Source organism: Marinomonas primoryensis (assembly GCF_013372285.1).
In the GTDB taxonomy this organism is placed as follows: Bacteria; Pseudomonadota; Gammaproteobacteria; order Pseudomonadales; family Marinomonadaceae; genus Marinomonas; species Marinomonas primoryensis.
Map to the genome: position 1 here is coordinate 2,724,548 of NZ_CP054301.1, position 24,218 is coordinate 2,748,765.

The window sequence follows — 24,218 nt, forward strand, 5'->3', positions numbered from 1 at the left end:
AACTGATCAATTCAACAACCAGAACCAAAGACCTTCTGTACTTGTTGTTGATTTCCTTTAGAGTATTGCGAAGGCCGTGCCAATTTTTAAAAAATGGCATAACACACTGATATTAAACAACATTTACCAGCCTCCTCTAACACACCATGATCGCAACCACCCTACCCATAGGTATTTTTTACAAAACCGCTCGGTAAGCGTTTCCGTCGAGTAATTGTAAAGACGCAAAAAATGTGGCCTAAACGGTGTAAACACGCCGAAATAGACAAAAATATCCTTGAATGTTTTCGCCTCTACCCTAGAATTGGCGCAAAACCTTTGCCTTGTATGAAAGCCACAATTAAGGACTGTTATGAGCACTGCACTGTACACCTCACCAAAACTAGATGGCTTTCGCATGCCTGCGGAACACGAACAGCAAGAGCAAGTCTGGATGGCGTGGCCAACTCGCGAAGACAACTGGCGAGAGAAGGGCAAGCACGCTCAAGCAGAATTTGTCGCTGTCGCTACGGCAATTTCCCAAGCGACCGACGTGACCTTTATTGTCGATACTCAACACTACGAACAAGCTCGTCTCGCACTACCAAGCCAGATTCGCATTCTTGAAATTCCTTCTGATGACTGCTGGATGCGTGACATAGGGGCAACCTACGTCGTAAACGACAAAGGCGAGCGCCGTGCAAACAGCTGGCAATTTAATGCATGGGGTGGCGACCTCGATGGATTATACGATTCTTGGGAACAAGATAATGCCGTGGCCGAAAAAATGTCCGCAGTTACAGGAGATGTGGTTTATAAAGCCCCTTTCATTTTAGAAGGCGGCTCCATTCACGTGGATGGCGAAGGTACTTTGTTTACGACCGAAGAATGCTTACTTCACCCGAGCCGCAACCCAGAGTTAAGCAAAGAAGACATTGAAGATTTTTTAAAGGTGTACTTAAACGTTACAAAAATTATATGGCTAAAACAAGGCCTTTATAACGATGAAACTAATGGCCATATCGACAACATAATGCATGTGATTCGACCGGGTGTAGTCGCACTGACGTATTGTGACGATCCAAGCGATCCTCAATATGCCATCAGCCAAGATGCGTTCAACGTATTAAGCAAAACAAGCGATGCGAAAGGTCGAATGTTCGAAATTATCAAGTTGCCAATGCCTGGCCCACTTTTTGTCTCTGAAGAAGAAGCCAAAAATTTAGCGGAAAGCCCTTATATGAATCGCCACATTGGTGAACGCCTTGCGGCCTCTTACGCCAACTTTTTAATCAGTAATAATCGCGTTGTGTTTCCGTTACTGGATGAAAGAACAGACTATCAGGCTAAGCATATATTACAAATGGCGTTTCCAAATCATAACGTCGTCGGCGTAGCGACCAGAAATATATTATTAGGCGGTGGAAACATTCACTGTATTACTCAACAAGTGCCTAGGAAGTATTCGACTAAAATAGTTTAACGCGGATTTAATGTTCAATGTTTTCATATAAATATACTTAGCAAGCACTTTTATATAAGCGATATATTTCTGTTTGTAGTGCATTAACACTGTGCTAATCTCGTAATACTCGGATCCGAGAGTAATATCGGTGTAAATGGTTTATAACCTATCGGTGTTTACGTATTTTTCTGGCTAGAATAAAAAATTTATTCGGCTGTACTAATTGAAGCACATTGCTTCTTATTTACGATGGCGTATTTCGCTTGGGGTAATAGTAATGGATTCCACGTTTACTTTATTGGATTTAGGCTGGCAAGCTTACTTCCAACAACAGTTATCATTGGATGATTTAGAATCTAATCGTATTGCACGTATCTGCGCTCAAAAAGGCAGTCACTACGAGCTTGTTAGTGAATTCGGTTTATTTGTTTTAGAAAGTGATTCAGACATACCAAGTATGGTCGTGGGTGACTGGGTTATTACCGACACTGATCACAATTTTTTGCGCTTGTTAGAGTCCAGTTCTTCATTTGAAGACATTGCCTCGAATATCGATACGGTGTTTTTAATGTGTGCATTGAATCAAGATTTCAATCTAACGCTGATCAAACGCTATCTAGAACTCACCCATGATGCCCAAGCCGATGCGGTTGTCATCCTGACAAAAGCAGACACCTGTGAAGACGCGACTGAGAAACGAGCTCAAGTAGAAAAGCTAGATCCGTTACTTATCGTCGAAACCGTGAACGCGCTGGATGCTGACAGTTTACGCTGTTTGTCGCCTTTTCTTAAAAAAGGCAAAACCATCGCTTTGCTTGGTGCCGTAGGTTCTGGTAAATCGGCGTTAATAAACACCTTAATGCAGACCACAGAAGACGGTAAAGCGCAGAAAAATATTGGCGGCTCTGGCACATTAAAAATCATGCCATCTGGAGCAATCTTGCTCGATACAGAAGACATGCGCGAGTTACAACTTGCTGAATTTGATGGTAGTGCCATTGCCAACTTTGCTGACATTATTGCTTTGGAAAAACAGTGCAAATTCAGTGACTGCCATCATCAAGGCGAACCCGGTTGTGCTATCAAAGCCGCCGTTTTAAACAAACGTTTGGACGAACAACGCGCAGCGAACTTTTTATTACTTCATAGTGAAAACAGCAATGACGACCAAGTGACCAAATCTAAACCTCAAGAAAAATTCTATCGCAGCGCACAATCCGATGTTCGAGCGAGAAAACACAGCGCGGCAGAATAACAATTCACACCTTTTAAAGAATAAAAAAACGACCTATTTACCTAGGTCGTTTTTTATTTGATTCTGTATAAGGTCAACAACTAAAGCAGGTCTCCTTTACAGCAAGCCCTTGAGTGTTTATAACAACCCCTCTCAATTCGTTTTCACTCGTCAAACAACCAGAGGCAGCTTTTCTGAATCATCATGTCTAATACTTTGCTCATTTACTCCACGACAGACGGTCACACAAAAAAGATTAGCCTTAAAATACAAGCTGTCATCGAACAGCAAGGCCATGCGGTCACCTTATTGCCCGTAGAAGAAGTCACGACCGACACATTAGCTAGCCACGACGCCATCGTTATTGGTGCCAGTATTCGTTATGGCAAACATCAAAAAGTCGTTTCGCACTTCATCGAACAACATAAAGCTCAACTTGAAAGCAAACCAAGTGCTTTTTACACTGTCAATTTAGTCGCTCGAAAGCCTGAAAAATGTCAGCCAGACACCAACCCATACATCATTAAATTTTTGACTCAACTAGAGTGGAAACCAAGTTTACAAGGTGTTTTTGCGGGGAAATTAAATTACCAACAATATGGTCCAATCGACCGTAATATGATTCGCTTTATTATGTGGATGACCAAAGGGCCCACAGACCCAAAAACCAATATGGAATTTACCGATTGGGCCAGTGTCGACCAGTTCGCACTGGCTGTCTGCGACATGAAATAACGCATTTGGTTAAGCGGTTTATTGATTTAAAGACCAACAATGTAAAGCCGATTCCTAAGGAAGCAATGCAATGACCGACGCACTCTTATTAACATTTGTTTTTCTAGTGGCTGGGGTCATTTCTGTTCCTATCGCTTCCCGCCTCGGCTTAGGCTCCGTTTTAGGGTATCTACTAGCGGGCATTATCATTAGCCCATTACTGGCATTGCTGAATGTAGATATCAGCTCCCTCCAACACTTTGCTGAATTGGGCGTTGTTTTGATGCTTTTTCTTGTTGGACTAGAGTTAAAACCCAAAAAACTATGGGCTTTGAAGTCCAAATTACTCGGATTAGGTGGTGGACAAGTTGCCTTAACGGCCGTTTTTATTATGGGCTTGGGTATGCTACTTAACCAAGATTGGCGAACCAGTTTAGCCATTGGTTTAGTCCTTGCCCTTTCTTCTACCGCCATCGTCATTCAAACGCTCACCGAAAAAGGCTTGATGAAATCGGATGGAGGCCAATCGTCCTTCGCCGTTTTACTCACTCAAGACATTGTCGTCATTCCCATGCTGGCTTTTATTCCTCTGCTGGCGGCACCAGAGCTAATCGAGTCATTAAGCCACACCACTAATGTGGCTCAAGCCGGAAATCATTCTGAGACCGTATCTTTAGTGGCGGGCTTAGCGTCGTGGCAAAAAATGCTAGTGACTATTGGCGCCATCGCCACCGTTATCTTAAGCGGCAGCTTTTTGGTAACGCCTATTTTTCGTTATATTGCCGTCGCGCGATTACGAGAACTTTTTACCGCCACTGCGCTGATGTTTGTTATCGGCACCACATTGCTTATGTCTTTGGTTGGACTCTCACCGGCCTTGGGAACCTTCTTAGCCGGCGTCGTTTTAGCTAACTCGCCTTATCGCCATGAATTAGAGAGCGACATAGCGCCTTTTAAAGGCTTGTTACTTGGCTTGTTCTTTATGACAGTCGGTGCCGGCATTAACTTCGCTTTATTGTTTAGCCACTTCCCTACTATTCTCGGATTAACCATCGGTTTAATCATGGTGAAAGCCACTACTTTATTACTGTTGGGATGGATTTTTAACATTCGCGGTTCAAACAAATGGCTGCTTGCTCTAGGTCTTGCCCAAGCAGGCGAGTTTGGGTTTGTTTTATTGTCTTTTACCGTCAGCAACGCCGTCATATCACAAGAAATAGCAGATACCTTACTTCTCGTCGTTGCCTTGTCGATGTTGTTGACACCCATATTATTCATTGTCTACGATCGCATTATCGCGCCTCGCTATGCGTCTGACCAAACCGCTGGCCATCATGAAGAATTCCCCGATGAGAATAAAATCATTATTGCAGGCTCCGGCAGAGTTGGCAGCACGATAGACAGTATTTTACGGCTAGCAAACTACCATTCGACCGTGATTGATTTCAGTGTAAAACGACTGGAGGCATTAGAGCGTTTCGGCGTAAAAAACTACTTTGGCGACGCCACGAGACCCGATTTACTGCAAGCAGCCGGTATCGATGAAGCCTCACTGTTGATTATTGCCATTGACGACCCTGAACAAATCACCAAACTCGTCAAATACGTAAAAGAAAAATATCCAGATTTACATGTCATTGCTCGAGCTTTTGACAACAATCATGTTTACGATTTATGGGCTTACGGATGTCGAGATATTATTCGAGAAAACTTCGACAGTAGCTTACGCATGGGAAAGTCTGCGTTTGAAGCACTAGGAATTCCACCGGAAAAAGCCGTTGAAATGATCGAAGTATTCAACCAACATGATAAGGTCTCTATGGTAGAAGTTGCCGACGCCCATCAAATAGGCGTCCCATTCCATGAAAATAAAACCTTTATTGCGCGTTTGCGTAAATACCTCGAAGAAAAGAACCCTCAACTGCAAGCTGAAATGAAACGCATACAAGGTAAAGCAAAAGACTAAATAGACACGCTTTACTTTAATGCAACGTGAATTTTTTTAGTCGTTCACTCCACTTCCCCGCGTGAGATCTTTCGCATGCTTCTTCGGTATCAAAGCTCACCTGCTGACGAAGTTTGTTGAGCTTTATATTAACGTCACTTAGCTCATTGTTAATCAGTGAGCATAGGTAGTCGTCTTGTTTTGCATCATAGGCACTAACAAGTGCCAGATCGGTTTCGAACACACAAATAATTTTCAATGAATTTGGAAAGGCGTTGTAATTCACTAAGTGAGTCAGCCAAACAAATCCGTCTACAGACTCTAATGCTGTTTCACACACGTGAGTTAGAGCTTCGCGAAGCGCGTTGTCGATTTTTTTATCGGACTTCTTCATAAAAATTTAACACATATAATAGGGTGAAAACATTGGACCATTAAATTACATCAGATTCTCACAATGAGTAAAGCGATTCACACCGCCACGAGATCAAGAGCTAAGGTGAAACACGCTTTTTTCAATATTAAGCAATGCGCTCAACTATTCAGTTCCACTGATATGCATTACACTCTTAGCTTCTCTAAAGAACTCGATAGAAAGCAGACAATCGACACCTTTAGCCTGCTTTTACTTTGATTTAAGACATCCATTAAGGACTCCCCGCTGTGAAAAAAGTATTTATTGATGGCGAAACTGGCACAACAGGCCTTCAAGTAAGAGAGCGTCTGATTAACCATCCCAACATTGAAGTCATCAGTATTGATCCGTCTAAAAAGCGCGATATTGAAGAAAAACGCCGCCTAATGAAAGAAGCCGATGTGACGGTACTTTGCCTGCCAGACGACGCCGCCATAGACAGCGTAATCTTAGCAAAAGAAGAAGGTTGCCGTATTCTAGACGCCAGTTCAGTACACAGAGTTGCTGAAGGCTGGGTTTATGGTTTACCTGAGTTAGATACGACTCAACGCGCAAAAATCAAAGACGCTCAGTTTGTGTCTAATCCTGGTTGTTACCCAACTGGTGCGATCCTATTGCTAAAACCCTTAATTGAAGCAGGCTTATTGCCGGCGGATGGGGATTACTCAATCAATGCTATTTCGGGTTTCAGCGGTGGCGGTAATGCCTTAATTGAACGTTATGAAAGCACAGACAAGGCACCTATTTTTGGCGCTTATGGTTTAACTTTTAATCACAAACACTTACCTGAAATGAAAATCTGGTCAGGCTTAGACAAAGCCCCTATTTTCGTACCAAGCGTGGGTAATTTCCGCCAAGGTATGTTGACCTTCTTACCCATTCATTTGAAAAATGGCGTCACCATGGAACAGCTTCAAGCTAAACTGGCTGACGTTTATGCAAACGATACATTCGTCACTGTGAATGACTTTAATGACATTGCGGATGACGCAGCACCTTTCTTAACACCCCATGATCTTGATAATAGCAACCAAGTTGAATTGTCTGTACTGAGTGCACCTGACAATCAATCCGGTGTGCTGGTTGCCAAACTGGATAACTTAGGCAAAGGCGCGTCTGGCGCGGCCGTTCAAAACTTAAATATCATGTTGGGCTTTGATGAAGGCATTGCAGTTAGCCTTCGTTAATAAAAACATGGGCCTTCTTTGACGTTTTCAAAGAAGGCCAATCTATATCCATTAGGGCTTTCTAATGAGTAATAAAAGTAATTCCCCACAAACATCGATAACCGCTAAAAACGCTACCCAATCCCTAATAAAACCCAACTGGCCACTGTATCTAATCCTAATAATGACGTTTGTCATTGGCGCAGTTTCTTATCAATTTCTAACGTCAGTCCAAGCTCTTTCTGCCGGACTGCTGTTCATTTGTATCGCGTTCTGGGCAACCTCTCTGGTGCCTGCTTATTGGCCTGCTTTGGGATTATTTGCTTTTGCGACGGCAACGCAGCTCGCTCCAACACAAGTAATATTTGCGGGATTCCAGTCGTCGACATTTTGGTTACTGTTCAGTGGTATGGTATTTGGTGCGGCGATTAATCACACGGGGATAAATTCACGCGCTACACGCTTGCTGATGCTGATTCTCGGCAACAGTTACCAGGGCACGATTATCAAAATTGCTTTGTTTGCGATGGGCTTGGCTTTTTTAATTCCATCTGGCGTGAGTCGTATCGTACTCATCATCCCAATTATTGCCTCCCTTGCCGATCACTTTGGCTACGATCAAAACTCTAATGGCCGGAAAGGCATGTTACTGGCGGCGGCATTTGGTACGTTTTTACCCGCCTTTTCTATCCTGCCTGCAAACGCTCCCAACATGTTGCTTTCTGGCATGGCCGAAGCCTTGTATAACGCACCCTTTTCTTATGGTGAATATTTGCTTTTACACTTCCCTGTCTTGGGTTTTGGAAAATTAGTCATGACCATTGGCGTTATTCTGTGGCTTTTTCCAGATAAAGCGCCGAATCAAGCGATAGAAGCGACGATCGAAAAATCAGCCATGACGAAAATAGAAATACGCCTATTAATTGTGCTGTGTACTTGTTTTGCTTTTTGGTTTACTGACTCGCTGCATCATATTTCTGCCGGTTGGATTGGCCTGATTGCCGCTCTAATTTGCCTATGGCCAAGCCTTGGATTAATGGCAAAAAATAGCATAGACAAAGATATTCAGTACGGCACATTGTTATTCGCGGCGGGTATTATTGGATTAAGCGCAATCATTGCTTACTCTGGACTGGGGAACATATTGGTTAATTATTTAACCGAGGTGATTCCTTTTTCTCCCAACTCACCTTTACTTAACTTGAGTTTGCTGACGTTTATTTCCACCTGCGTGGCCGTGGTAACCAATTTGGCAGGCGTTCCTGCCATCATGACACCAATGGCTGAGCATCTTGCTAACATAACTGGCCTGTCTAGCCATGCCGTGCTGATGACCCAAGTCTTGGCTTTCTCCAACGTATTGTTACCTTATCAGGCTCCGCCATTGATCACCGCGATTGCGCTTGGTAACTTATCCATTAGCGCGGTCACCAAGGTTTGTTTGGCAACCTTTGTGCTAACGAGTGTGATACTGCTGCCACTAAATTTCCTTTGGTGGCATATTCTAGGTATGTTTTAGACAAGTTCTTAGCAAAGCGCTTCACTAAGATAGACGAAAGCGGCTTATCCATTCAGATAAGCCGCTTTTTTATGACAATCTTGTTAAGTCAAAAAACTACTTCTCTGGCTGCCAAACATGGAACTTAGATTTACGCATTTGGTCTTTTTCAGCGGCCGATGCACCCCAATTCCCATCGTAAACTTTGCCTTCCCAGTCACCATAAGCAGGATTTGGCAACATGATAAATTGAGTGCCAAACAACGCTTTATTTTTCTCAACGGCGGCATCACTAGCGGCTAAGCTTTTTGTTCTAAAGTCATTAGAGAAATCGTTCAGGTTATCGCCCATCAACAACGCAATATCATAATCTTTCGCAATCGCTTCACGACGAGGTTGTTTATCACTGGTACTGTCACGCAACATCAGATGCGCATCATCCACGTTAGGAAAACCCAAGTCTTGCAAATTTTCACGTGTGCCTTCTAGTCCCGAAACTTTACGATTGGTGATATAAAACACTTCCCCGCCGTTATTCGCCACATAGGTCAAAAATGCCAGCGCGCCCGGCATGGCTCTCGCTTCTGCGGCGTCCATCCACTCTCCCCATGTTTTGCTAGAGTAACCAAAATCTTTACCAATCAACCAAGCTTGATAACCACTGTTGTCGATAATCGTTTCATCGGCATCTACCACGACCGCAATTTTTTTACCGCCTGTATGCTGGCTAACGTAATGATCAAATTGCATTTTTGCCAGATTAAACGCTTGATATGACATGGCTTTATATTCAGCGGACGCTTGCATCCATAACGTCGACATGACCAATTGTTCGTTTAAATCTTTAGCAGAGAAATCCGCATCGTGAGCAAGAGTAGGCAAAGAGAAGCTACCCGTAAAAAGCGCAGCTGAAAACACCAGCGTTCGAAAAACAGTAGAAGACATGAAACACTCCTTGGTTATAGAGACACATTTTCATTCGAGTAATGAACTTAGCAAAAAATACACTTTCTGAAGCAGTTCGTCTTCACCTTTACAATAACAATATCCATTACGCCATCTTGAGATAAAAAGTCAAAGCCGCTATTTCGCAACAGCTTTTTCAACGAAAATATCGTATTATTGACGGCTATTAACCATTAACTCGCATTCTAACTATTGATTCCTATGATACGACTTTCCAATATCCAACTCCCCCTTGATCACGACGCCACAGCACTGGAAAATACCATTTTATCCATGCTTGAAATTTCAGCCGAACAACTCGTTCGTTTTAACGTATTTCGTCGCGGTTATGATGCACGTAAAAAAACACACATCATGCTGATCTACACCTTGGATATTGAAACCACATGCGACGACGCCTTACTCAGTCGATTTGCTGATCATCAACAAGTCAAAGCTACACCTGATCTTGATTATCACCCTGTCGCTCAAGCACCCGCTACATTAACCGAACGCCCTATTGTTATTGGTTTCGGGCCTTGTGGATTACTAGCTGCGTTGGTATTGGCACAAATGGGCTATAAGCCCATTGTTTTAGAACGCGGAAAAGAAGTACGCGAGCGCACCAAGGACACCTTTGGTTTTTGGCGTAAGAAAATTCTGAATACCGAGTCTAATGTACAGTTTGGCGAAGGCGGCGCAGGCACTTTTTCTGACGGCAAGCTCTACAGCCAAGTAAAAGATCCGAAACAATACAGCCGTAAAGTGCTTAACGAATTTGTAGCCGCTGGCGCACCAGATGAGATTCTCTACGTCAGTAAGCCTCACATCGGTACTTTCAAGCTGGTTGCCATGGTCGAAAAAATGCGCGCCCAAATTGTTGAGCTGGGTGGCGAGATACGCTTTAGCGCTCGCGTAGACGACATGCACATTGAAGATGGACAAATTACTGGCGTCACATTGGCTAACGGCGAACAACTATATTCAAAACACATCGCCATCGCCATTGGTCACAGCGCCCGTGATACGTTCGAAATGATTCATAACAAAGGTGTTTACATCGAAGCCAAGCCTTTCTCGGTGGGCTTTCGTATCGAGCATGAACAATCCGCTATCGACAAAGCACGTTTTGGTCCGAACGCTGGCAACGAAATTTTAGGCGCAGCGGATTATAAACTGGTTCATCATTGCAAAAATGGCCGTTCCGTTTATAGCTTCTGCATGTGCCCTGGTGGAACCGTTGTCGCGGCAACGTCGGAAGAGAACCGTGTTGTGACGAACGGCATGAGTCAATATTCGCGTAACGAACGCAACGCCAACAGTGCCGTTGTTGTCGGAATTGACCCTTCTGATTATCCAGGTGGTCCACTGGCGGGTATCGAATTTCAGCGCAAGCTAGAAAGCCATGCGTTTGTCATGGGTGGCAGTAATTATGATGCGCCAGCACAAACCGTTGGGGCATTTTTGAGAGGAGAAACGCAAGAGCACATCGGCACAATTGAACCCTCCTTCAAACCGGGAATAAAACTAACCAACCTAGCCGACGCCTTGCCAGACTTCTGTATAGAAGCGCTTCGCGAAGCAATTCCTGCGTTTAACAAAAAGGTCAGAGGCTTTGCTTTTGAAGATGCCCTGCTGACCGGTGTGGAAACTCGAACGTCTGCGCCTATCAACATCACACGTGATAAACACAGCTTAGAAAGCATCAACACCAAAGGTTTATACCCGGCAGGTGAAGGTGCAGGTTATGCCGGCGGTATTATGTCTGCAGCAATAGACGGCATCAAAATCGCCGAAGCCATGGCATTGAGTATTAACAATACAATGAAGGTTTAAACTCAGCCGTTAAGAACCACTGAAAGAACCACTGAAAGAACCACTGAAAGAACCACTGAAAGAACCACTGAAAGAACCATTCACAAGCTGCTCAATCTTAAGCAGCCTGTTTTGTTTAGTTTTCTTTAAAAAATAATCCGAAAGAAATATTTTGACTTCTACTACGTAGACTCAGCACTAGGATAGTCAGCAACAACGCAAAAAACTCAGTACTCGCCGCTGCATACCAAATTCCCCATTCAGCAAAGAAAAAAGGAAGGATAAAAATCAACGGCAAAGAAAATGCGTAGGTTTTTAGAATGCCTAAAATACCCGCTCTTTTTGCGTCTCCAATGGCTTGGAAGAACATACTGATCATCATCTGTGGGCCCACCAGAAAAAGCGCCAAGGTAGAAAAAGGTAAAATTCGCATTACTTCATTAATAACGGCCTGATCATTGACAAATAATGCGCCTAAATCACTTCTAAAAACAAAAGCGATAAGCTGTAAAAAAACGCAGTAAATAAAGGCAACAGACAAAACAATTTTAATACTGCTATTCACTCTACTCAGCTCATTTGCCCCAAAATTGTTACCAACAATCGCTTGAAATGCCATGCTCAAACCAAGTAAGGGCAAAAAGATGAAGGTCATTAAGCGTGTGATAATGCCATAAGCGCCTACTGTCGTTGCATAATTTCCAGCATCCCAAATTTGCAAATTATATAAAATGGCACCAGACGCTAACGCTAAACCAATATAATTTAAACTTGACGGCGCACCGAGAGACAAAAATGTTAGCCAATGCTGTCGCGACGTAGAAAACAACACAACCTGAAGATTGAGGGGGTTCTTTTTATACTTTCGATATAAAAAAATAATGACTAACGAGATAGCCTGAGCCAGTACCGTGCCATAAGCCGAGCCTTCCACACCCCAATTCATGCCAACAATGAGCAGATAATTAAACATCCCATTGAGTAGTACAGAAAACAGTGAGACAAACGCCATAAACGAAACTTGGCCCTCACAACGCAAACTATCGCCATTAATGGTTAAAATAAACACCAAAGGGGAAAAGAAAACCAAAATAGAAATATAGCGATAACTCATATCTCCAATAAGACTTGAGCCATTACTAACCGAACTTGTTAGAGCGTGCCCACCGATTAAAAAAAGCCCCACCAAAACAGCACACACTACTAAGGACAAACTAATGGCTTGGGAAAACACGTCAACCGCACTGGACCCATTTCCGGCTCCTAACTGTCGCGCCATCAAACTGGCAAAACCGTTCGATACTAAAGTAGACAAAGCAATGATGAGGATAAAAGCTGGAAACATCGACGTAACAGCCGTTAAAGCATCAGCTCCTACAAAAACCCCAAGAAAATAAGCATCCACTAGTGAAAATGAGCCATTGACCAACATGATCAAAATAATGGGCGCGGCCGTTTTTAGAAAAACATGGGGTAAAGGTAAATCAAGAAAATGATTCTTTTGATCTGTACCTGTCATGGTAAAGAAGCCCTGTTATAGAAATCGGAGGTAAGTACGTCCTTGTCTCTTGGATAGAAACAAAATACGCGATACCCACATAAAGTTAAAAGCTAGCCAAAAAAACACCTGGCAAGAAGCAAGTCAAAGGGTCAACTTCATCTCTACCACACTGGACGTAAAACCCACTTTTTCATAGGCCTTAATCGCCACGTTATTTTGCGTATACACCTCAAGATAGAAATCCCTTATGCCCCTTTCTTGACCCCAAACAATAAGCTTTTCTAGCAGTTTTTTATTAAGGCCCTGTCCTCGACATTGGGGAACGACATACATAAAACCAAGATAGCCATGATGACTGTGTTGCAGGTAAGTCTTTGAGGCGCGAATTTGAACATATCCAGTTGCCACAATTTGCCCGTCTATCTCAACCACTAGAAACAAAGTGTCCGCGACAGATATTAGCGCATCGAGATCATGATACGTGGCATCCACTTTAGTCAATTTATTAAAGGGTCGCTCAGCTTCAATCAACGCCTGTTCAAGCGCAAGTAATTTGGGCTTATCATTGAAATTGGCGTCTCTAAAGTTCAACATTAAGGCTTCCTTGTGTGGTCACTCGCTTCGATTCAAAGTTAACAAATAGAATAAAGTAGGATTTCATGAAAATCCACTTTACCATAGTGATCACCAGCCATCATAAAAACCAAGTGAGATTATAAATGCGAATTGACCCGACATCTCTGCGTTTGTTTGTCTGTGTCATAGAGCAAGGCTCCATTGCGCGGGCGGCGGAGCTAAATTTCATTGCCGCCTCCGCCGTTTCAAAACGTATTAAGGAATTAGAACAGTTACTGCATACGCCATTAATGATGCGTACAAATCGTGGTGTGGTGGCGACACCGGCAGGGCAAGCTTTATTGCAAATGTCTCGGGGTGTATTACATCAGTTGGACGATATTTATAATCAGATGAATGAATTTTCCCACGGTGTGCGTGGGCAAGTTCGCATGGTGGCAAATATCTCCGCCATCAGCCAATTTCTTCCCAAACAATTGCGCTCTTTTTTGAATCAAAACCCTTTGGTACAAATTCATTTGGAAGAAAAGATCAGCAGTGAAATCGTTCGTGCCGTCGCTGAAAATTCAGCCGATATTGGCATTGTCACCATCGCTTCTAGAGAGTATCCAGACCTCTCTATCTATCCTTATAAAACGGATCGGTTGGTGGTTATCACACCTGTCGGCCATCCTCTCGGAAAAAATAAAGAAATAAGCTTTGTAGACACATTAGAGTATGATTATGTCGGTTTGCACACTGGTAGCGCCATCAACAATCAGATGATCAATGCCGCTACAAACGCCAACTTACCTCTTAATATGCGCATCCAAGTCACCAGTTATGAAGCACTTTCCAGTATGGTGGAATCTGGCCTTGGTATCGGTTTAATGCCTATTGATATTGCTCGACCCTATATAAAAGCCGCTCGAATCGAAGCCTTGCCATTATTAGATGGCTGGGCACATAGGGAGCTGAAAATTTGCGTAAGACGCTCTGATCAACTACTAGACGCAGCTCATCACTTATTGACCCATTTACGTACCACGTGATACCCGCCATTCAGCCATATCCTAAAGAGATGGCAGCCTAACATATGGGCGCTTTGCACTTACCCTCGTTTAAAAGATGATTGTCCCAACAATTACAAAAAAAAACAGATAAAGGGACACGAGAATGAGCCAACGCGACTCGTCATCTAACAAAAATACTGAACATGAAACCGAGCTGCCTTTAAAAGGAGTACGTGTTTTAGAACTAGGGTCTCTCATTGCAGGCCCTTACGCAGGCAGTATTTTCGCTCAATTCGGTGCGGAAGTGGTTAAAGTTGAACCACCTGGAAGTGGCGACCCATTGCGCAAATGGCGAAAAATGTACAAAGACACCTCTCTTTGGTGGTATACGCAAAGCCGTAATAAAAAATCCATCACCCTTGATCTTAAATCTCCTGATGCCCAAGCCATCATTCATGATCTAGTCAAAGACGTAGATATCGTCATAGAGAACTTCCGCCCAGGAACATTAGAAAAATGGAACCTAGGCTGGGAACAGTTATCAGCAATCAAACCTGAACTCATCATGTTACGCGTTTCTGGCTATGGTCAGGACGGCCCTTATTCCTCTCGCCCTGGTTTTGCTGCCATTGCAGAGTCCATTGGTGGCTTACGTCACCTTGTTGGTTACGAAGATAGACCACCGGTTCGAGTAGGTGTCAGCATTGGCGACACGCTCGCATCACTATATGGCGTCATCGGTGCCATGATGGCCATGCACCATCTCAAAGTAAACAAAGGTACAGGGCAATTTATTGATGTGGCTTTGTATGAATCTGTATTCGGCGTAATGGAAAGTTTGATTCCAGAATACGGCATGTTCGGTTTTATCCGTGAACGTACCGGCGCTAGCATGCCGGGGATTGCGCCCTCTGGTTCTTACATGAGCAAAGACGAGCGCTATATTGTTATTGCTGCTAACAGCGACAGCATCTTCAAGCGTTTTATGAATGCCATGAATCGACCTGATTTAGCAAACGATCCAGAACTGGCCCAAAACGATGGTCGAGCTAAACGCTCAGGGGAATTGGATGATGCTATTCAAGCTTGGACATCAACCTATTCTCTCAAAGACGCGCTCGCCATTCTTGAAGAAGCCGCGGTTCCTTCTAGTGGCATAAACAATGCTGAAGACATCTTTAATGATCCCCACTTTCGTGCTCGTGACATGATTGTAGAACACCCTCTTTCTGGTGACGATAAAATATCCCTGCCAGGGATAGTACCTAAACTCAGCCTTACTCCTGGTAAAACACAATGGTTAGGGCCAAAGCTTGGCGAGCACACAGAAGAAGTATTAAGTTCGCTTGGTATAGATGCCGAAAAGCTCTCAACGCTTCGTGCAAATGGTGTGATTTAGGAGGTCATTATGTTTATGCAAAACCTACCGACTAAGGTGCGAATTAACGAAGTCGCTACTCGTGACGGCTTTCAAAGCGAAGCAATCTTTATCCCAACCGATAAAAAGATCGAAATCATCAATCGCTTATCCTTGCTTGGCCTGAATAAAATAGAAGTAACCTCTTTTGTGTCGCCCAAAGCCATTCCAAATTTGCGAGACGCAGAAGAAGTGATGAGCAGCATTACTCGCAACCCTAACGTCACTTATGTCACCTTGGTGCCAAATGAAAAAGGCGCGGAACGCGCGTTGGCGACGAACGCAGATGAAATAAACCTCGTCATGTCCGTCAGCGAATCGCACAATTTGTCAAATATTCGTATGACTTGCGATCAATCATTGGCCCAATTTAAGCGTATTTGCACGCTAATGGAAGGCAGCAACACGCGTATCAATGCCTCGCTGGCAACGTCTTTTGGTTGTCCTTTTGAAGGTCTAATTGCACCTGAGCGTGTGATCAATGTTATCAAACAATACCTTGATATTGGTATTCAGAGTATTTCAATTGCCGATACGACAGGCATGGCATCGCCGCGCCAAGTGTATGAATTGTGCGATCAAGTTCGGAATGTTTTTCCTACACTGGATGTCACCCTGCATTTGCACAACACACGTGGAATGGGCCTTACCAATGCACTTACTGGGTTGTCTGCGGGTATTACTCAACTAGATGCTTCTTTAGGTGGAATTGGTGGCTGTCCATTTGCTCCAGGGGCCACTGGTAACATCTGCACGGAAGATCTTGTTCACATGCTAGAGTCCATTGATTTAGATACGGGTGTGGACTTACCTACATTATTAGACATGGCACGTGAATTACCTGAGTTGTTAATGCACGACATATCAGGACAAGTTGCCAAAGCAGGATTGCGCACTGAAACAAGGCCATTATCACAAAGTGTTATTGACCTTAAAGCACGTAATGAAAAGCACTAAATAAAGAACTAGCTGTTGTATAAAAAAACAAAAACTTATAATAAAAATAGGACACTATCATGGATTATAAAACGCTTCTAAAAACGGGTTTATTGGCCTCCACTTTGATGGCATCTTTGCCTTCATTTGCAGAGACAACCTTAGGCATTTCACTACAATTACCACTCAAACACCATCTTGGTCAAAACTTAGTCGACTTCAAACAAGAAGTGGAAGAAAAAAGTAATGGCGATATTAAAATCAAGATCTACCCCTCTGCACAACTATTTAAAGACAGCGAAGTTCATCAAGCCGTAAGCTCCGGCGCAATTGAAATGGGTGTAATGAGTCTTTCTCAACTTGCCGGCACCATTCCTGCTGTCGATGTTTTTTATGTACCCTTCATGTTCCCGTCACAAGACAAAGTAGAAGCGGCGACTCGCCCAGATAGCCCAGTACGTATGTTACTGGATGAAGCTATTCAAAAAACCGGCACCCGTCCACTTTGGTGGCAAGCGTATGGTGGCGTAGCATTACTGTCCAAAAAAAAACCCATCAAACAACCTGAAGACATGGAAGGAATGAAGGTCCGTGTTTTTGGTAAAACGCTCGGAGAATTTGTTAAAGCCGTAGGCGGAGCGCCCACTTCAATGGCAGGTTCTGAGCAATTCTTAGCGTATCAGCGTGGTACTGTGGATGCAGGTATGACTGGCGTTTCTGCGGTTGGCCCACGTAAGCTTTACCAAGTGATGGATTACCTAACGCTGACCAATCATGCTGATATCGAATTCCTAACGGTTATCAATGAAAAGGTCTGGAAATCTTTAACGCCAGCCAATCAGAAAGTACTTTCTGATGCAGCTCGTAAAGTAGAATTACAGCTACGAAATAAAATCAAAGAAATTGAAAGCGACGCTATTGCAGACGCTGAAAAGAACATGACCGTTATCCATCTTGATAACAACGATATTGCCGCTTGGCGTCAAGCCACAACGTCTGTAAAAGAGTCTTTCTTAGAAAACTCAGGCCCTTTAGGTTTGAAAGTTATCCAAGCTGCAGAGAATCTTTAAGCGTTAAAAACATACCGCGAGAGCCTTTTTCACTCTCGCGGTATTTCGTTGTTTTTTGGAGTATTGGCTATGTCCAACCATGCAGAAAAAGAAAAGGACTTGTCAACTTGGCGAGCAGAACATCCTGCTCTTTGGGTTCGCATTAACTACCTACTAATCAAACTATGCGGCCAATTATCGGCGGCTCTGTTTGTTATCGTTGCCGCGATTATCACTTATGAGGTAGTTGCTCGTTATGTCTTTACTGCCCCAACTATTTGGTCAGAAGACATTTCATTACTTTGCCAAATTTGGGCGACTTGCTTAGGGGCAAGTTGGGTATTGCAACATAAAGCACTAATTCGAATAGACTTTCTAACCAATATGTTAGGTGAGAAGGCGAAAAAAATGTCTGATTTTGTCGCATTATTATGCATTGTGTTCTTCTCTGGTTTTATCACCTTCTATGGATTTGGGTTATTAAAGGAGTCGATAGAAATGGGCGCCGCGTCTGCCAGTATGCTAGGACTTCCACTTTGGGCAACAAAATCCGCCATTCCCATTGGCTTTGGTTTACTCACACTACAAGCCATCATGGAAATGTTTCTGATGTTCGCCAGTGACTACCAAGAACACGAAGAGGTTTCGCTCTAATGACGATTATTCTGTTGCTGGTTATTATGCTTCTTGCGCTGCTAATCGGTGTACCTGTCGCTTTTGCGCTTGGTGGATTAGGCTTAGGCATGCTGTTAATAGGAGGCTTCTCGCCAATCATGGCGCCTCTGGCTCTTTATTCCTCTTTCGACAGTTTTATTCTTTTATCTGTCCCACTTTTTTTATTGATGTCGAACATTCTATTGCAAGGCGGTATAGGCAGAGACTTGTTCAGAGCCGTGCAATCTTGGGTTGGACATTGGCCTGGTGGTCTTGGTATTGCGACCATCGCTTCTTGTACTATCTTTTCGGCAATTTCTGGCTCCTCTGTCGCAACCGCTGCGACCATAGGCAATGTTGCCATTAAAGAAATGACAGATCGAGGTTACAACAAACCTTTTGTCTATGGCTTAATCGCCGCAGGCGGTACGTTAGGTATCTTGATCCCACCGTCAATTCCCATGATCGTATATGGCGTTATTACGGAAGAGTCTATTGTCGATCTATTCTTAGCGGGCATTGTGCCGGGCTTATTAATGGCTTCTGCCTTTATTGTTTACTGCTTTTTTTACGCGCGTTTTAGCAAAGAATATACCCCAAGTGAAAAATCGTCTAACGCTGAACGTAAAAGCGCAAGCTTGAGAGCATTACCGACTATTGCACTTGCTGCTATCATTATTGGTGGGATTTATACGGGTGTCTTCACACCAACTGAGTCCGCTGGTGTCGGCGTCGCTGTTTCACTCATCATTGTTATTTTGATGAGGACTTTTAGCGTTGCGAAATTCAAAGCAGCGGCCATGAGCACCATGAAAAATACGGTGACCATCTTCCTTATCATTGCGGGCGCTAAAGTCTTTGGTAAAGCCATCACGCTTTACCAAATCCCTCAAGATATCTCGATGTTAGTCAGCGAGAACATATCAGAAGTGGGTTTATTCATTGCTGCCGTGTGTTTTGTCTTGCTCATCATGGGGTTCTTTCTTGAATCCATATCCATGCTATTGATTATGATGCCTGTGCTGTACCCATCGCTTGGCATGATGGGAATTGACCCTATTTGGTTCGCCATCATATTTGTCATCATGATCGAATGTGCATTGATTACACCGCCGGTCGGGCTAAATCTATTTGTCATTCAATCTGTTTCCGGTGGAAAGTCCTCGGAAATAATTAAAGGGGTTTGGCCTTTCATTCTCATTATGTTGGGTTGCTTATTAGCGGTGTATTTTTTCCCCGCGATTGCTCTCTACATCCCTTTCTATCTTTAAATTGTCCCTGATTAATAACCACCTAGCTCCTATCGTGTGACTGGGTGGTTATTACCCTCTTATCTTCATCACCATTAATCTGTATTATCCCCCACCTTAACCTAACCTATGAAAAGGAACTTCCAGTGAAAAAAACACTTGCTGTGCTCGTTTTCACGCTTGTCGCTGCTTGCATCGTCACGCCTAAAATCATTGCACCGACTTACCAAGAAAAAATGGCTGATATTGTCTCGAATATCAATAATGCTCCAGGTTATAGCGCTAAAATAGTCTCAACAAACGCGGCATGGTTCGGCGCTGAAAATAAGGTTTTAGTGAGCTTTGATACCGCTCAGATTGACCCTGCACTTCAAGGTGAAAAGCTTGAAGCTGAGTTGGTTATTGAAACGCATTATGGTCCACTGTTATTTTCTCGCAACGGCGTATTTGGTCTGTATGAGACCGACATTCGTTTTGTCGGCGAGACACTACGAAATGAACTTATCTGGGACGAGAGCCAACCTTTATATCAGCTTTCGGTACTTGGCGGCTTCACCGGTAACTTCAAACTAGCAGACACCATTCCCGCTTTGAGCAATCCTACAAACACCTTCACTTTCAGCGGTTATGCTGGCAAAGGTGAGATGAATGACAAAGAATTCATTTACGAAGGGGTACTGAATCAAATCGATGTAGATGACGTCTATAGCCCAACTAAAGCAGAAGGACTTACCGTATCCGTTGAATTAAATGCAGATTTAGAAACCATTATGAAAGGTGGTTTTTACGACAGCATGATGGACCTTAGCTTAGATAAACTTACATTAGGAATGGGCACAGAACTGTCTGGTATCACAATAGGGTTGAGTTCCGCTTTAGACCGTGACACTCAGCTTGGCAGCCTTGAAATTGGTTACTTTATTAAAGAAGTTGCATATGAAGGGTTCACCGTCAGTGACCTCGCTTTGGTCACGGAACTCGATAATCTAAGCAATAAGTTCTTTCTTGATTACAAAAACTTTTCTGATAGCTTGTTAGCTGAGACCAACTCACCGGATTCCATCTACGGTGCCTTATTTGTCTTCATGCAAGACAACATTGATGAATTACTGACAGCAAAACCAGAATTCAACATTACTGATTTTAGCGGTACCTTTTCTGAAGGCAGCTTCAGTGCAAGTCTCACTAGCAAGCTTGCCGACATAAGTACGCCGACGATTGATGAGTTAACCATTCCAGAGTTTTGGCTATACAACGCCATAGTAGCAGCAAATATTGAAGCCGATGAAGCCTTAGTGAGAAGTCTGGCTGAGCGATTCATTGCTGATAAAATGCGTGCGCCAGTTACCGCGCCAGAAGTGAAACAACAAGCCCAAATAATCATCGACGGTTTAATACAACAAGGTTTGATGAAGTTAGAAAACGACAAGTATCTGAGTGAAATTACCATCGAAAAAGGTCAGGGGAAAATCTACGAAATGGCCTTTCCTTTAATGTAAAACATCGCGACAATTTGTATTAGATCTAAAAAAGGCGCGTCCTGTATTTGCTAATCAAAATACAGGGCACGCCTTTTTATTATCAATAAAACAATCTAGTAAGCGGCGAAAGTCTCACCATTATATTGAGTCACTAGACAATCCTTGCCCTTTTCTTTCAGCATTTTACAAAAATTAGAACTAAACGATTTTTCCATAAATGGACCGACTTTTAACTGATACATAGTACGGCCTTTGACTTCTTTTTCATTGACCAACGGAATTAGACCATCAAAAGACGTCGGATAGTCTTTTAATAATACTTTCCAGCCACGAACGGCTTCATCACGGTTCCCATAGGACGCAACTTGAACGCCATACTCTTGTTCTTGGTTGACCAATGGCGCGGCCACAACAGGGGCAGCATTGACCATCTTAGCCTGTTTTTTGGGCGTTTCTGCCATTGGCATCGTATTGCCTTGATCGTCTAACGGCGCAGCCGTCACCGCAGGCGCCACGTTCATCGCAGCCATACTTTCGTCTGCCATTATGTTGTCATTACTGGACATGGAATCCGCTGGCATTGCAGGATTATCGCCTTGCTTTAACGCTGCAAGTTCTGCTTCCAGAGCATCAATCCTATCCAGCTTCGGCTGTATGGACTGCCATTGCTCATCATGAGCACGAACTTTATCTTGTAAATCACCATAGGCCATAAAAGTATTTTTATCGCCCGTAGAGGAACAAGCACCTAATGATAATCCCGCTATAACAACAATCAGTTTTTTGGACATTCCCATTACTCTATTCTCCATGTACATGATTAAGACAGTCACCTTACTATCTAATACTTTTTTACTAAGTACTCTTTAAGAAGTCGATAGTAAGTGTTGCCCCCACAAAATTAAGGCATAACGAGCCGCTTTGCCAATCAAAACTAACGGTAAAAAATACCAAATAGGCGTACGAAACACACCCGATACTAAAGCAATCCCATCACCAACAACAGGAAGCCAAGTAAATAATAAACTCCAGATGCCGTAACGGTTAAACAAGCGTTCGGCTTTTTGTCGAGTCTCAGCGTTTATGGGGAACCATTTTTTGTGTTCATATCGAACCAAATACAACCCCAACAACCAGTTGGTTAAGCCACCTAATGTATTACCTACACTGGCCCAAAACCATAAAAAAACCACGGACAGTGTCGCGTCATTGGCATAATAAAGTAATACCGCCTCTGATCCAAAAGGCAAAATAGTTGCCGACAAAAATGAAACAAAAAAAATGAATAAATAATCCAACACGACGTCTCTATATCTACTTTTATGGAAACAATAAAGCACCTAAATGCGAAAACAATGATCTAGCTCAATATCCCGCTACTAGGCAATATGTATAAAAACACTTAACCTAGAAAAATGACCAAGTGTAAAAATAATTAAGTCGTCAATATGATATTTCCTTCAATTCAGTAAGTTGTTAAAACGCTTAGTTGAATAATATATTGAGCTCGAGTTTTATTTACTAGTGCCAAAATAAACAGATCTAAAAAACGGAGACGACATGCTGGATCGCATTAATGATATTAAAATACGTTACAAGTTATGGGCCATAATTGGACTTATGTCCATGGGAACAACCGCTCTAATTTTAGTCTCACTTACGTCTTTGTTTAACAGCCATGTTGATGCTCGAAATGACCGAACACAAGATATTTTGGACATCGTAAACTCGACGTTATCACCCATTTATAAAAAACAACAATCAGGTGAGCTGACCGCCGATCAAGCAAAAAATCAGGCCATTACGCTTTTATCTGCATTCAAGTATGGCAATAAACAAAGCCTTTGGATCATCAATAAAAACAATCTTACTTTAATCAATGCCCCAATAACCTATAAAAACAATCACACTCCTGCTTCTCTTACTGAAGCACTCAAAAATCCACAAGCATCATCAGTAGAAAAGAATTATCAGGCGATAACATTTGAGTATCAGGGTAACGATGGCACAGCACACCGGATGCTCGCCAGCGCATATACTTTTACGCCATGGAATATCACCATCATTGCCACCGCATCCATGGATGCGGTCATGAGCTTTTTCTTAAACGCATTAGTCGATTATGCCATTTTAGTGAGCGTATTAACCGTCTTAGTCGGAGGTACGGCACTCTATATTATTCATTTGGTCACCAGCCGCGTGACGTCGCTGTGCAAAACCATGACATCGGTGCAACACTCCGGAGATCTAACACAACGTGTCGAGTTTACTGGCCAAGATGAAATGGGCGAAATGTCGCGCGCCTTTAATAGCATGATGAACGACTTTCAATCCATCGTGCGCAATGTCGGCCACTCCAGTGAGACCCTAGATAATATCGTCGGTCAGACCAATAGATCGACCCAAAAAACAGCGCAAGGTGTGAGTAAACAATTATCCAATACGGAAAAAGCCACTGATCTGATGCAAAGTGTGATGACCTCCGTTGAAGACACGCTCGCCATTGCCGAGCAAGCAAACCATACGACACAAGAACTTGACCAGCATTCCAAACAGGGTCTTGGTGTCATGAACAAAGCCAACCAAGACATACAACAACTGTCTATTGAAGTTGGAGACGCGGCAATACAGATTCAAAAATTACGCGAAGCGGTCACACACATTAACGAACGATTAGGCATCATTGCAGAAGTGGCAGACCAGACCAACTTACTCGCGCTCAATGCCGCCATTGAAGCCGCTCGAGCGGGTGAACAAGGCAGAGGATTTGCCGTTGTGGCGGACGAAGTTCGTCATCTTGCCCAACGTTCGCAATTAGCGGCAACTGAAATTGGCGGATTAATCGATCAATTGACACAACAAACACTGACCACAGTGGACGTCATGGAGACAGCCCGAAACACGGCTAATCAAGGTGCGGAGCAGACTTCTCAAGCGGGTCAGGCATTTACTGAGATTGCCAATGGCGTGCTGTCCATTTCCAAACTGAACAGTAATATTAGCCAAGCGGCTGAGCGTCAATATGAGTCTTCAAAAACGGTTCACCAAACATTGGAAAGCATCGCCAATGTTTGTGAAGATACCAACCATAATTCTACTGATATTCAAACGTCCGTGAACAATTTACAAGAATGCGCCAGTCAATTACGCCAATTGGTGCATCAGTTTAGTACCTAATCAAAAAGG

Annotated in this window: 21 protein-coding genes; 15 read left to right on the forward strand and 6 right to left on the reverse strand. The window is 43.3% G+C overall.

What is annotated here, in order from left to right; all coding sequences use genetic code 11:
- Window positions 1-352: 352 nt before the first annotated feature.
- From aguA to MP3633_RS12625, 4 genes are all read left to right on the forward strand, one after another.
- Complete coding sequence (gene aguA, locus MP3633_RS12610; protein ID WP_176335809.1) at window positions 353-1,462, forward strand: agmatine deiminase; 1,110 nt, start codon at window positions 353-355, stop codon at window positions 1,460-1,462.
- Between the two features lie 259 nt (window positions 1,463-1,721).
- Window positions 1,722-2,699 (forward strand): GTPase RsgA, encoded by a 978-nt coding sequence (gene rsgA, locus MP3633_RS12615; RefSeq protein WP_176335810.1) that lies wholly within the window; start codon window positions 1,722-1,724, stop codon window positions 2,697-2,699.
- Between the two features lie 183 nt (window positions 2,700-2,882).
- The gene (gene hemG, locus MP3633_RS12620; protein WP_176335811.1) at window positions 2,883-3,413 is read left to right on the forward strand and encodes a menaquinone-dependent protoporphyrinogen IX dehydrogenase; all 531 of its coding nucleotides are present in this window, start codon (window positions 2,883-2,885) and stop codon (window positions 3,411-3,413) included.
- Window positions 3,414-3,483: 70 nt separating this feature from the next.
- Complete coding sequence (locus tag MP3633_RS12625) at window positions 3,484-5,358, forward strand: cation:proton antiporter domain-containing protein (protein WP_176335812.1); 1,875 nt, start codon at window positions 3,484-3,486, stop codon at window positions 5,356-5,358.
- Window positions 5,359-5,374: 16 nt separating this feature from the next.
- Here the strand turns inward: MP3633_RS12625 and MP3633_RS12630 are convergent, their stop codons facing one another.
- The gene (locus MP3633_RS12630) at window positions 5,375-5,731 is read right to left on the reverse strand and encodes a Fis family transcriptional regulator (protein WP_176335813.1); all 357 of its coding nucleotides are present in this window, start codon (window positions 5,729-5,731) and stop codon (window positions 5,375-5,377) included.
- Between the two features lie 269 nt (window positions 5,732-6,000).
- On the opposite strand from MP3633_RS12630, the gene argC reads away from it, so the two are divergent.
- Together argC and MP3633_RS12640 are read left to right on the forward strand one after the other, a co-directional pair.
- Window positions 6,001-6,939, forward strand: a complete 939-nt coding sequence (gene argC, locus MP3633_RS12635; RefSeq protein ID WP_176335814.1) for an N-acetyl-gamma-glutamyl-phosphate reductase — start codon at window positions 6,001-6,003, stop codon at window positions 6,937-6,939.
- A 64-nt stretch (window positions 6,940-7,003) separates the two neighbouring features.
- Entirely contained in the window at window positions 7,004-8,437 is a 1,434-nt protein-coding gene (locus MP3633_RS12640) for an SLC13 family permease (RefSeq protein WP_176335815.1), read from the forward strand.
- A gap of 96 nt (window positions 8,438-8,533) precedes the next feature.
- Here the strand turns inward: MP3633_RS12640 and MP3633_RS12645 are convergent, their stop codons facing one another.
- A complete protein-coding gene (locus tag MP3633_RS12645; RefSeq protein ID WP_176335816.1) occupies window positions 8,534-9,361 on the reverse strand; it encodes a 5'-nucleotidase, lipoprotein e(P4) family in 828 nt (275 codons plus the stop codon).
- 222 nt (window positions 9,362-9,583) lie between these two features.
- Between MP3633_RS12645 and MP3633_RS12650 the strand changes: the two genes are divergently transcribed.
- Window positions 9,584-11,197, forward strand: coding sequence for an NAD(P)/FAD-dependent oxidoreductase (locus MP3633_RS12650; protein WP_176335817.1), 1,614 nt, complete (start codon window positions 9,584-9,586; stop codon window positions 11,195-11,197).
- Window positions 11,198-11,312: 115 nt separating this feature from the next.
- On the opposite strand, the gene MP3633_RS12655 is transcribed toward MP3633_RS12650, so the two are convergent.
- A complete protein-coding gene (locus tag MP3633_RS12655) occupies window positions 11,313-12,695 on the reverse strand; it encodes an MATE family efflux transporter (protein WP_176335818.1) in 1,383 nt (460 codons plus the stop codon).
- A 123-nt stretch (window positions 12,696-12,818) separates the two neighbouring features.
- Window positions 12,819-13,271, reverse strand: a complete 453-nt coding sequence (locus MP3633_RS12660; protein ID WP_176335819.1) for a GNAT family N-acetyltransferase — start codon at window positions 13,269-13,271, stop codon at window positions 12,819-12,821.
- A 125-nt stretch (window positions 13,272-13,396) separates the two neighbouring features.
- On the opposite strand from MP3633_RS12660, the gene MP3633_RS12665 reads away from it, so the two are divergent.
- From MP3633_RS12665 to MP3633_RS12695, 7 genes are all read left to right on the forward strand, one after another.
- Window positions 13,397-14,284 carry a LysR family transcriptional regulator gene (locus MP3633_RS12665; protein WP_112137674.1) on the forward strand — a complete coding sequence of 296 codons (888 nt, stop codon included), beginning with the start codon at window positions 13,397-13,399 and terminating at the stop codon, window positions 14,282-14,284.
- 124 nt (window positions 14,285-14,408) lie between these two features.
- Window positions 14,409-15,644 (forward strand): CaiB/BaiF CoA transferase family protein, encoded by a 1,236-nt coding sequence (locus MP3633_RS12670; RefSeq protein WP_176335820.1) that lies wholly within the window; start codon window positions 14,409-14,411, stop codon window positions 15,642-15,644.
- A 9-nt stretch (window positions 15,645-15,653) separates the two neighbouring features.
- Complete coding sequence (locus MP3633_RS12675) at window positions 15,654-16,619, forward strand: hydroxymethylglutaryl-CoA lyase (protein WP_176335821.1); 966 nt, start codon at window positions 15,654-15,656, stop codon at window positions 16,617-16,619.
- Window positions 16,620-16,678: 59 nt separating this feature from the next.
- The gene (locus MP3633_RS12680) at window positions 16,679-17,668 is read left to right on the forward strand and encodes a TRAP transporter substrate-binding protein (protein WP_176335822.1); all 990 of its coding nucleotides are present in this window, start codon (window positions 16,679-16,681) and stop codon (window positions 17,666-17,668) included.
- A gap of 69 nt (window positions 17,669-17,737) precedes the next feature.
- On the forward strand, window positions 17,738-18,301 hold the full coding sequence (locus MP3633_RS12685; protein ID WP_176335823.1) for a TRAP transporter small permease: 564 nt from the start codon (window positions 17,738-17,740) through the stop codon (window positions 18,299-18,301).
- Window positions 18,301-19,572, forward strand: coding sequence for a TRAP transporter large permease (locus MP3633_RS12690; protein WP_176335824.1), 1,272 nt, complete (start codon window positions 18,301-18,303; stop codon window positions 19,570-19,572). The genes MP3633_RS12685 and MP3633_RS12690 overlap by 1 nt, the downstream gene beginning before the upstream one ends.
- 125 nt (window positions 19,573-19,697) lie before the next feature.
- Entirely contained in the window at window positions 19,698-21,050 is a 1,353-nt protein-coding gene (locus MP3633_RS12695) for a YdgA family protein (protein ID WP_176335825.1), read from the forward strand.
- Window positions 21,051-21,145: 95 nt separating this feature from the next.
- Here MP3633_RS12695 and MP3633_RS12700 read toward each other — a convergent pair whose 3' ends face one another.
- Together MP3633_RS12700 and MP3633_RS12705 are read right to left on the reverse strand one after the other, a co-directional pair.
- Entirely contained in the window at window positions 21,146-21,829 is a 684-nt protein-coding gene (locus MP3633_RS12700; RefSeq protein ID WP_176335826.1) for an SPOR domain-containing protein, read from the reverse strand.
- 69 nt (window positions 21,830-21,898) lie between these two features.
- On the reverse strand, window positions 21,899-22,333 hold the full coding sequence (locus MP3633_RS12705) for a YqaA family protein (RefSeq protein ID WP_112137659.1): 435 nt from the start codon (window positions 22,331-22,333) through the stop codon (window positions 21,899-21,901).
- Between the two features lie 259 nt (window positions 22,334-22,592).
- On the opposite strand from MP3633_RS12705, the gene MP3633_RS12710 reads away from it, so the two are divergent.
- Window positions 22,593-24,209, forward strand: a complete 1,617-nt coding sequence (locus tag MP3633_RS12710) for a methyl-accepting chemotaxis protein (protein WP_176335827.1) — start codon at window positions 22,593-22,595, stop codon at window positions 24,207-24,209.
- The last annotated feature ends 9 nt before the right edge of the window (window positions 24,210-24,218 follow it).